Here is a 6,592-nt window from a genome sequence, read left to right as displayed (position 1 = left end):
CACACAGGGGTGATCGGGGTGCGAGGTCATCCGGGCAGGGTTCCAGTTCTGCACGCTCACAGGGTTGCCTTTCGAAGAGATCGTCAGATCAGGGGATGGTGGCGGACACGTCCTTGTCCTCCCGGCCTCCATACCGGGACGCTCCGGAACTTGTGCGCGGCCCACGTACGACGAGCCGGCCCGGTACCGGGCCATTCGGCCCGGGGCTGCCGATGCGACGAGGCGGACGACTCCGCAGTACTGACCGGTCCTCGACGAACTCCACGGCCGGGCCGTAGACCGCGACCTTGACGAGCAACTGCTGCCCGTCGGCGTGGGCAACGCCGCGGTGTAGGGAAGACTGGCTGGGCGCCCCGGCAGCGCGTGCCCGCGTCCGGCCGATGCTGCCCGCTGCCGGGGCCTGGCCCGACTCCGCCGCGACCTCTGCCGCCGACGACGACCAGGCCGTCACCCCACTGACCTCGATCCGCCAGCAGCTGCGGCGCGGCCCGGCCCGGCCCGAGTACCTATGACGGACCACCGCATGACTCGGCGCCCTGACGCTCCCGTCCCGGGCCGGCGGGCCACTGTGCTGCACCCGCCCCAGCAGGCAGGACACCGATCACGGCCAAGGCATCACCACACCGGCGGGTGGCCGGCCGGGCCGCATTCCCGGTGCTCCTCCGCGAGCCGGGAATGCCGTTCACACGGCATTTTTTCACCGTCACCGGGAGAGCACCGGACGGAAGCGCGGCGCCGCACGCCGGGAGATCCACGAAGCACCACTGAGAAAGAAGAAACTCCGTGACGCTGCGCTAAGACCTGTTGCAGTGTGCTACGGGCAGTGTGGCTGACCGCAGTTGGCCTGTGGAGGGAGATACGCCGGCAACTGACTCGCCGGAAGCAACTTTTGCGCCAAAACCTGCGTCTGCCAGGGGGAACAGGACCGAACCCCACCGACCCATACATGAACGGAGCTTTCGGTGCTCATAGGACTGCTCACCGCCGTGGCAGCATCGATCTGTTACGGCACGGGCTCCGTCCTTCAGGCCGTCGGATCACAGAAGTCAGCCCGCCGGGAGGCCGCCGCCAGCAGCGTGACCCAGCACGGTGGCCCGAGCCTGTCATCCACCGCGAAGGCGGCGATGACCTGGGAGTTCATCGTCGGGACCATCCTGGACTTCGTCGGCTTCGGGCTCGGCGCACTGGCGGCGCGCCTCCTGCCGCTGTTCCTGTCGCAGACCGTGATCAGCGCCAACTTGGTGATCACGGCGGTGCTGAGCATCAAGCTCCTCGGCATCCGGCTCAACCGCGCCGAGCGGACCTCGATTGCCGTGGTCTGCTCCGCGCTGGTGCTTCTGGCGACGGCGGCGGGCCCGGAAGGCAGCGGCGACACCCCGATCTCCACGCACTGGTGGCTGCTGGGGATCTCGCTGCTCCTGATCGTGGGCGGCACCGTGGTCGTACGCCTACTGGGGGCGCGCGCCGCGATCCTGGCCGGCCTGCTGTCCGGACTGGGCTTCGGCGCCCTCGGTGTCGGGGTCCGTGTGCTGAACGGCATCGACCCTTTCGACCCGGGAGCGCTGCTCTGCGACCCGGCGTTCTACGCGATCCTGGTGGCAGGCATCGGCGGCATGTACCTGCACACGGTCGCCCTGCAGATCGGCTCGGTCAACGGCGCCACCGCCGCGCTGGTCGTCGGCGAGACCGTCCTGCCGGGCATCATCGGCGTGCTGTGGCTCGGCGATGCCTCCCGTCCCGGCTTCGCCTGGGCGGCGATCACCGGGTTCGTGCTCGCCGTATCGGGCGCTGTGGCAGTGGCCTGGTTCGGATCCCCGAAAGGGCACGACAGCGACCCCGAGGCGGCGCCCGTGACACCCTCCAAGGACGCCCGGACGTCCGCGGGGGTCTGACCCGGCACCAGATGCGATGCGCCGAATTTCCAACGCTTGGCTGCCGTACGGGAGTCTGGTGGCCAAACCGACGACTCGCCTGCGCATCGTCTCTTCCGTCCGGCATCGTTGCTACCGATATCGGGCTCCCAGGTGGTCCGCTACCGCGCGCGGCTGCTGGAGCTCAGCATCACCGTGTCCACGCACCTTTCTGGGATTCCGTCGAAGCCGGTGACCGCGTCGGCGCTCAAGCACGCCCACGAGCCGGCCCAGGACGAGGCGTAGCCGTGTCCGGCCACGGCGGGATATCCGACCTGGACAAGAACCGGTCCTGGAGCAGTGGCTGGAGTGGCAGCTCCGTACGGTCCGGGGCCGGATCCGGGAACTGGAGATCAAGGAGCAACAGGAGCGGCGACGTCGGGAGCGGGCGAGGGCCGAGCGGTCGTGGAAGATCCAGCCCCAGCGAAGTGGGAGCACGGCGTTGCTGCACCGCGGTGGGTGAGTCGTGCCAGATCTGCAAGCCCGAGACGGGACTGCAGTCGCCGCAGTAGGAAGTGCCCGGGTCAGGTGATGTCGTCGGGGGCGAGGTCGGGGCGTAGCCGGTGCCATGACGGGTGTCGCAGCAGTCCTGCCCGGGTCCTGGTCGCGTAGCGGACTTCTCCGACTAGGCGCGGTAGTACCCACCGAGCTCCGGCCACGCGTGGCACCTTGTCGAAAGGGCACTCATCGATCGCAGCAACCTGGAGAAGTTCGGCGAGCGTGGTGCGTTCGTTGTCGCTCCATCCGGTGCCGACGCTGCCCACGTACCGCAGCCCGCCTGCACGTGCCTCTCCTACCAGTAGGGCGCCGGGCAGACCGGCGAGCCGGCCGCGGCCGGGAACCCACCCGCCCACGATCACATCAACGGTCCTGACGTGCCGGATCTTGATCCACGAGCGGGACCGGACCCCTGGCTCGTACACAGAGTTGAGCCGTTTCGCGACCAGGCCCTCCAGTCCCGCGGTCCGGGTCATCTCCAGTGCCTGTGTGCCGTGCCCGACGACAGCTGCGGGCGTCGACCAGTGCCTCCCGTCCAGCCCCAGGCCCTCCAGGAGGGCACGGCGCTCGGTGTACGGCAGCCCGGTCAGGCCGCGTCCGTCCAGATACACGGCATCGAACAGCACCAGATGCGCTGGCACCACCTGGGCCATCCGGGCCGCCTTCGCCGCCGAGGCCAGGCCCATGCGGGACTGCAGCCGCTCGAAGTCACTGCGCCCCTCACGGTCGAGCGCGACGATCTCGCCGTCCAGGACCGCAGGCCGGCCGAGCAGGGACCCGAGCCCTGCGAGCTCCGGGTAGACGGCGCTGATGTCCGCCCCGGACCGGGACCGCAGGACCATGGTCCCGTCGCCGGGCAGGTAGAGCATGGCCCGCTGTCCATCCTGCTTCACCTCGAACGCCCACCGGTCCTCCACGTCCGCGGGCGGCAGACTTCCCGCGGTGGCGAGCATCGGAGGGATCCGCGGCAACCCCATGACCATCCCGCCCAGGCGTCCGTTCAGGACGCGCTGCGCTTCTTCCCAGCAGCAGTCTTCTTCGTCGTGGTCTTCCTTGCCGTGCGCTTCCCGGCTGCGGTCTTCGTGGTGGTCTTCCTGGCCGTGGCGGCTTTCTTCTTGGCCGGGGTCTTCTTGCGTGGCTGCATCGTGTGCACGGTGGCGTCCTGGTCGCCGTGCTCGCCGCGCGATTCCCTGGCCGCCTTGACGGAGGCGTTCAGGGCGGCCATCAGGTCGACGACCTTCCCGGTCTCCCGCTCCTCGCCCTCGGCCGGCTCCGGGAGCTCGGTGCCCTCGGCCTTCGCCTCGATCAGTTCCTCCAGGGCGTCGCGGTACTCGTCCCGGAAACCGGAGATGTCGTCGAGGGCCATGGTGTCGGTGAGCTGGACGGCCCGCTCGATCTCCTCGTCGTCCAGGTCGACGTCCTTCGGCTTGAGGGAGTCGGGGCTGCGGATCTCGTCGGGCCACCGCATCGCGTGCAGCACGATCGCGTCATCCCGCACTCGCAGCAGCCCGAGCCTTTCGCGGTTGTGCCACGCGAATTTGGCGACCGCGACTTTGTCGGAGCGTTCCAGCGCCTTACGGAGCAGGGTGTACGGCTTCGCCGCGATCTGTCCGTCGATCGCGAGGTAGTAGCTGTCGCTGATCCGGATCGGGTTGATGCTGTCGGCGTCGACGAAAGCGACGATCTCGATGGCCTTCGCGGTGGGCAGGGGCATCTCGTCGAGTTCTTCGTCGGTGACCGGGACGAGCTCGTCCTTGGTGAGCTCGTAGCCCTTGCCGATTTCCTCCTGCGGCACGACCTCGTCGTCGATCGAGCAGATCTTGCGGGTGCGGACCCGGCCCATGTCCTCCAGGTGGACCTGGTGGAAGCGGATCGCATGGTCCTCGGTCGCGCTGACGACCTTGATCGGGATGGTCTTGTTGACTGAACTAGATGCCCAGTATTCGCAGGTCAGAGCAAGTTGCTGCTAGCTTCCCGGCATGCTTGAGACGGGTGGTTCGAACCGTGATCTGGCTGGCTTCGAGCTGCCGGATTCGGGTGGGCTGGTGGAAACGGAAGACCCGGCACGCCCCTGGGTGTTGCTCGACGCCTGTGGGGTTGTGGTGGAGCCAGTGGGCGAGTTCTTCGCGGAGCTTCAGGCGTGCGGACGGCCGCCATCGACACTGCGCTCGTATGGGATGGATTTGCTGCGATGGTGGCGGTTCCTTGCTGGATGGGGCCTGTCCTGGAATCGCATCACGCGAGTAGACGCCCGTGACTTCGCACGCTGGATGCAGGTGGCGCCAAAGCCCGTCCGCCTCCACTGGCGCCACCGGTCCTCTGGACGTTTAGGCTCGCCGCCGGTACGGCCCACGAGCGATCCGAACCCCGTCACGGGCCGGTCCGCGCCGGGGTCCATGTATTCGGTTAGGACGCGGGTACATGCCGAGACCGTGTTGCGGTCGTTCTACGACTTTCACCTCGATACGGGTTGTGGGCCCATCATCAACCCGTTCCCTGCAGGCCGGAATCGACGCGGGCCGGCCGCTGGCCGACGGTCGCAAGGAGGCCGGTACCGACCCTCGATTCCGGCACGGATGCCGCGGCGGATTCCGGACCGCAGGTTCAACGAGCTGTTCGCCGCCTTGCGTCACCATCGTGACCGCGCCCTATTGGCGTTCTGGGTGTCCAACGGCGCCCGGGCCGAGGAGCTGCTGACGAGCCGGCAGCGGGATCCCTTGCCGGGTGAGCAGTTGCTGGGGGTGCTGCGTAAGGGGACACGTGCGTATCAGCAGCTGCCGTCATCACCGGATGCGTTCGTGTGGCTCCGCCTCTATCAGGAGGAAGCATGGCGGGCAGGGGTGCAGTGTGATCCGGCGGCAGGACTGTGGTGGACCCTGCGGCGACCATACCGGCCGCTCAGCTATCACGCGGCCCGGGCGATGCTGAACCGCGCCAACACTCTGCTGGGTGCCAACTGGACGCTGCACGATCTGCGGCACACCGCCGCCTATCGGATGGCTAGGGATCCGCAGCTGGCTCTGACAGACGTGCAATGGGTCCTGGGGCATGCCCATCTGAGTACAACTCAGATCTACGTTAACCCTCGGGAATTGCATCCGATGGGCGAGAAGCCGCAGGTCGCGTGGTCACGGCGGGAAGCGGAGGGTCTCCGTAGGCTCTGCGAACTGGCAGCCTGAGCAGGGGTGTTGCCGAGACGATCCCTTCTGATGCATGATCTGCTCTCCAGAAGGGATGGTCTGGAGTGGTGCATCAGCGCAAGGTGGCCCTGGCGGGCTCGGCTCACATAGAGCTTGTCTCCGGTGTGGTCCAGTTGCGTCCGGAGGACGCGATGTTCGACGCGATGCTGAGGGGCTGGAGGGCTCAGCAGAAGTCGCGAGGGCTGAAGGACGAGACGATCGACCCGCGGGAACGGCTGATCCGCCGGTTCCTCGAATTCGCGAACGAGTACCCGTGGCAGTGGACGCCGGCCCACCTGGACGAATGGTCGGCCTCGCTGACCAGCGAGAAGCATCTGGCGCCGTCCACGATCCGCAGCTACCAGGGCACGGTTCGCCTGTTCACCGAACTCCTCATCGACGCCCGATACGGCTGGGGGCCGACATGCGAGGAAGCCTTCGGCACCTATCCGGTGGCGATCTGCCACGAGTGGAATACCCTCCCTCACCTGCAGGATTACGAAGGCGCCCCGGAAGCGCGGCCGTTCACAAGGGAAGAGCTGCAGCGGTTCCTCGACTTCGCCGACGACCAGGTCGCACGCGCCGTGAAGTCCAAGCGCAAGGGGGCTCTCGCCGCCTATCGGGACGCCACACTGTTCAAGGTCATCTATGGGTGGGGGCTTCGCCGGACCGAGACGTCCAAGCTCGATGTGGTCGACTTCGGACGCAACGCGCAGGCCCGGCAGTTCGGCCGGTACGGCACGCTCAACGTCCGCTTCGGCAAGGCGAAGAAGGGCCAGCCGCCGCGCCGGCGGAACGTGCTGTCGGTGATGGACTGGGCCGTCGAGGCGGTCGCCGACTACGTCGAGAACGTTCGCCCCCGCTTCGGATTCCCCGATCACCCCGCTCTGTGGATCACGGAACGTGGAGGCCGCCTCCAGCCCGGCTCCATCAACGACCGGTTCGAGGCATACCGCGACGCCCTGAGGCTCCCAAAAGACCTGACTCCGCACTCAATCCGGCATT

At 67.7% G+C, this 6,592-nt stretch carries 7 protein-coding genes; 5 read left to right on the top strand and 2 right to left on the bottom strand.

Annotated features, from left to right (window positions below):
• Positions 1 to 380 precede the first annotated feature (380 nt).
• The 3 genes from EES42_RS47475 to EES42_RS47470 all read left to right on the top strand — a co-directional run bounded on the left by EES42_RS47475 (position 381) and on the right by EES42_RS47470 (position 2,156).
• Positions 381 to 512 carry a hypothetical protein gene (locus tag EES42_RS47475; protein WP_266624424.1) on the top strand — a complete coding sequence of 44 codons (132 nt, stop codon included), beginning with the start codon at positions 381 to 383 and terminating at the stop codon, positions 510 to 512.
• 450 nt (positions 513 to 962) lie between these two features.
• The gene (locus EES42_RS41425) at positions 963 to 1,892 is read left to right on the top strand and encodes a DMT family protein (RefSeq protein ID WP_124723393.1); all 930 of its coding nucleotides are present in this window, start codon (positions 963 to 965) and stop codon (positions 1,890 to 1,892) included.
• Positions 1,893 to 2,024: 132 nt separating this feature from the next.
• A complete protein-coding gene (locus EES42_RS47470; protein WP_266624426.1) occupies positions 2,025 to 2,156 on the top strand; it encodes a hypothetical protein in 132 nt (43 codons plus the stop codon).
• Positions 2,157 to 2,434: 278 nt separating this feature from the next.
• Here the strand turns inward: EES42_RS47470 and ligD are convergent, their stop codons facing one another.
• Positions 2,435 to 3,361, bottom strand: a complete 927-nt coding sequence (ligD, locus tag EES42_RS41420) for a non-homologous end-joining DNA ligase (RefSeq protein WP_241196921.1) — start codon at positions 3,359 to 3,361, stop codon at positions 2,435 to 2,437.
• A 47-nt stretch (positions 3,362 to 3,408) separates the two neighbouring features.
• Positions 3,409 to 4,362 carry a non-homologous end joining protein Ku gene (locus tag EES42_RS41415; protein ID WP_124723391.1) on the bottom strand — a complete coding sequence of 318 codons (954 nt, stop codon included), beginning with the start codon at positions 4,360 to 4,362 and terminating at the stop codon, positions 3,409 to 3,411.
• 25 nt (positions 4,363 to 4,387) lie between these two features.
• Here EES42_RS41415 and EES42_RS41410 point away from each other — a divergent pair, with 25 nt between their 5' ends.
• Complete coding sequence (locus EES42_RS41410; protein ID WP_124723390.1) at positions 4,388 to 5,587, top strand: tyrosine-type recombinase/integrase; 1,200 nt, start codon at positions 4,388 to 4,390, stop codon at positions 5,585 to 5,587.
• An 83-nt stretch (positions 5,588 to 5,670) separates the two neighbouring features.
• Positions 5,671 to 6,592 (top strand): tyrosine-type recombinase/integrase (locus EES42_RS41405; RefSeq protein WP_241196920.1); only part of this gene is annotated, 922 nt, incomplete at its 3' end.

The organism is Streptomyces sp. ADI95-17 (assembly GCF_003846175.1).
Taxonomy (GTDB): Bacteria; Actinomycetota; Actinomycetes; order Streptomycetales; family Streptomycetaceae; genus Streptomyces; species Streptomyces sanglieri.
The sequence above is the reverse complement of the archived record's forward strand: the minus strand, read 5'-3'. Positions and strand labels throughout refer to the sequence as shown.